This window comes from Streptomyces mutomycini, assembly GCF_001700505.1.
GTDB classification, from domain to species: domain Bacteria; phylum Actinomycetota; class Actinomycetes; order Streptomycetales; family Streptomycetaceae; genus Streptomyces; species Streptomyces mutomycini.
Genome location: NZ_MAPV01000003.1, coordinates 1 through 3,567 on the forward strand (window position 1 = coordinate 1; position 3,567 = coordinate 3,567).

A 3,567-nucleotide genomic window follows, 5' to 3' on the forward strand; every position below is an offset into this window, starting at 1 on the left:
GTGGTGACGGGTCTGGATGTGTTGGATGCGGTGCCGGGTGTGGTGGCGGTGTCGTTCGCGGGGTCCGGTTCGGTGTCCGGTGGTGTGGTGTCGCGTACGCATGAAGTGGTGGGCCGGGCTTTGGGTCTGGTGCAGGGGTGGTTGGCGGATGAGCGGTTCGCTGATGCGTGTCTGGTGGTGATGACGTCGGGTGCGGTGTTCTGTGAGTCGCCCGATCCTGTGCAGGCTGCTGTGTGGGGTCTGGTGCGGGCGGCGCAGTCGGAGAATCCGGGGCGGTTCGTGCTGGTGGATGTCGAGGGTGCCGATGAGTCGGTTCTGTCGGCTGTGGTGGCTTCGGGTGAGCCGCAGGTGGCGGTGCGCGGTGGTGTGGTGTTCGTGCCGAGGCTTTCCCGTGCGGCGGTTGGTTCGGGTGAGGTGATCGAGCCTGATGGTGTGGGCACGGTGCTGGTGACGGGTGCCAGTGGTGCGCTGGGTGGGCTGGTGGCGCGGCATCTGGTGGTGGAGCGTGGTGTCCGTCATCTGCTGCTGGTGAGCCGTCGGGGCGGTGATGCTCCGGGGGCTGCCGATCTGGTTGCGGAGTTGGAGGAGCTGGGCGCGCAGGCGTCCTTCGTCGCGTGTGATGTGGCGGATCGTGCCGCGCTGGCCGAGGTGCTGGGCGGTATTGCTCCGGAGCATCCGTTGACGGGTGTGGTGCATACGGCGGGTGTGCTGGACGACGGTGTGGTGTCGTCTCTTACGCCGGAGCGGTTGGCTGCGGTGATGCGGCCGAAGGTCGATGCGGCGTGGAACCTGCATGAGCTGACGTCTGGCATGGATTTGTCGATGTTCACGTTGTTCTCGTCGGCTGCGGCGACGTTGGGGTCGTCGGGTCAGGCGAACTATGCGGCGGCGAACGCGTTCCTCGATGCTCTGGCCGAGGTGCGGCGGGCTGAGGGGCTGGCGGGTCTCTCGCTGGGTTGGGGGCCCTGGGCCGAGGGCGGGATGCTCGGGCGCCTGGACGCCACCGACCTCCAGCGCATGGCCCGTGCCGGTCTGCCCGCCCTCACGGCCGAACAGGGTGTCGCCCTCTTCGATGCTGCGGAGACGACGGGACGGGCCGCGGTCCTTCCGCTGCGTCTCGATCTCCCTGTCCTCCGTAAGGGGGCTGCCTCCAACGGTGTGGCGCCTCTGATGCGCGGACTCGTACGTGTGTCGGCACGCCGCGTCGCGCAGTCCGGGACTGCCGATTCGGCTCTCGCCGACCAGTTGCGCGGCCTGGACCAGGCAGAACGTGCCCGGCGGGTGCTGGACCTCGTCCGGCGTGAAGTCGCACTCGTACTGGGCCACGCTTCCGGGGACTCCGTCACCTCCGGGCAGGCGTTCAAGGAACTGGGCTTCGACTCGCTCACCGCAGTCGAACTCCGTAACCGTCTCAATGAGGTGACCGGTCTTCGCTTGCCCGCCACGCTGGTATTCGACTACCCCACTCCGGAATCGCTCGCCCAGTACATCCGCGATGAGGTCGTGGGTACGCAGGACGACCTGAGCCCGACCGGCGTGACTGTGACGGATGCCCTGGACGACGACCCCATCGCGATCGTCGGTATGAGTTGCCGCTACCCGGGCGGAGTCCTCAGCCCGGAGGATCTGTGGCAGCTGACGATCGGTGGAGGCGACGGTGTCGCACCGTTCCCCACCGACCGGGGCTGGGACCTCAACGGTGTGTACGACCCCGACCCGGAGAATCGGGCCGCCTCGTACACGGCGGAGGGCGGCTTCCTCTACGACGCGGGGAAGTTCGATCCGGCGTTCTTCGGTATCTCGCCGCACGAGGCGCTGGCGATGGATCCCCAGCAGCGCCTGCTGCTGGAGGCGACCTGGGAGGCGTTCGAGCGCGCCGGCATCGACCCGGCCGCACTGCGCGGGAGCAGAACCGGTGTGTACGCCGGCATGATGTACCACGACTACGCATCACAGACCGCCTCCGTGCCGGAAGGCGTCGACGGGTTCCTCGGCATCGGCACCTCGGGGAGTGTCCTGTCGGGCCGGGTGGCGTACACCTTCGGTCTTGAGGGACCGACCATGACCATCGACACGGCGTGCTCGTCATCGCTGGTCGCCCTGCATCTGGCCGCTCAGGCCCTGCGCAAGGGCGAGTGCACCATGGCGCTGGCCGGTGGTGTGACGGTGATGTCCACTCCAGGGGCATTCATCGAGTTCAGCCGTCAGGGTGGCCTCGCTTCGGACGGACGGTGCAAGTCGTTCTCCGCGAGCGCGGACGGCACCGGCTGGTCGGAGGGCGTCGGCATGCTGCTCGTGGAGCGGCTGTCCGACGCCCGACGCAACGGCCACCAGGTGCTCGCTCTCGTACGCGGCACGGCGGTCAACCAGGACGGTGCGTCGAACGGTCTGACGGCTCCGAACGGTCCCTCCCAGCAGCGGGTGATCCGGCAGGCGCTGGCCGCCTCCGGCCTGTCGGCCGCGCAGGTGGACGCCGTGGAGGCGCACGGTACGGGTACGACGCTGGGTGATCCGATCGAGGCGCAGGCGCTGTTGGCGACGTACGGGCAGGGGCGTCCGGAGGGGCGGCCCCTGTGGCTGGGGTCGTTGAAGTCGAACATCGGTCATACGCAGGCTGCTGCCGGTGTGGCCGGGATCATCAAGATGGTGATGGCGATGCGGCACGGTGTGCTGCCGCAGACGTTGCACGTGGATGAGCCGACGCCTCAGGTGGACTGGGAGTCCGGGGACGTCGAGCTGCTGACCGAGCAGCGGGAGTGGCCCGAGACGGGTGAGCCACGGCGCGTCGGCGTGTCGTCCTTCGGCGTCAGCGGCACCAACGCCCACGTGATTCTGGAGCAGCCCTCTGAAGCGGAGGTGCTCTCGGTGCAAAGCGTGCCGAGTGTGCCGGTGGTGCCGTGGGTGGTGTCGGCGAAGACGTCCGAGGCGCTGGTCGCTCAGGTGGAGCGGCTTTCGGAGTTCGCCGCGGATCGGAATCCGGTGGATGTCGGGTTCTCGTTGGCCACGACGCGTGCGGTGCTGGATCATCGTGCGGTGCTGATCGGTGACCGGACGGTCTCGGGTGCGGTGACGCAGGGGCGTACCGGTGTGCTGTTCTCGGGTCAGGGTGCGCAGCGGTCGGGTATGGGCCGTGAGCTGTACGAGTCCTACCCGGTGTTCGCGGATGCGTTCGATGTGGTGTGTGCGGAGCTGGACCGGCACTTGGACCGGCCGATCCGGGATGTGGTGTTCGAGGGTGGTGAGCTGCTGGATCAGACGCAGTTCACGCAGGCCGGTCTGTTCGCTCTCGAAGTGGCCTTGTTCCGCCTGGTGTCGGCGTGGGGTGTGAAGCCGGACTATCTGCTGGGTCACTCGATCGGTGAGTTGTCGGCCGCGCATGTGGCCGGGGTGCTGTCGCTGGAGGACGCGGCCAAGCTGGTGGCGGCCCGTGGGCGCCTGATGCAGGCGCTGCCCGCGGGTGGGGCCATGGTTTCCCTCCAGGCGACGGAGGACGAGGTCCTGCCGCTGCTGACCGACGGCGTTTCCGTTGCCGCGCTCAACGGCCCTTCCTCGACGGTGATTTCGGGT

General features: G+C 68.3%; 1 protein-coding gene. It reads left to right on the forward strand.

What is annotated here, in order from left to right; all coding sequences use genetic code 11:
* The coding region (locus BFF76_RS00175; protein ID WP_141695549.1) for a type I polyketide synthase at positions 1 to 3,567 on the forward strand (3,567 nt) is incomplete at both ends.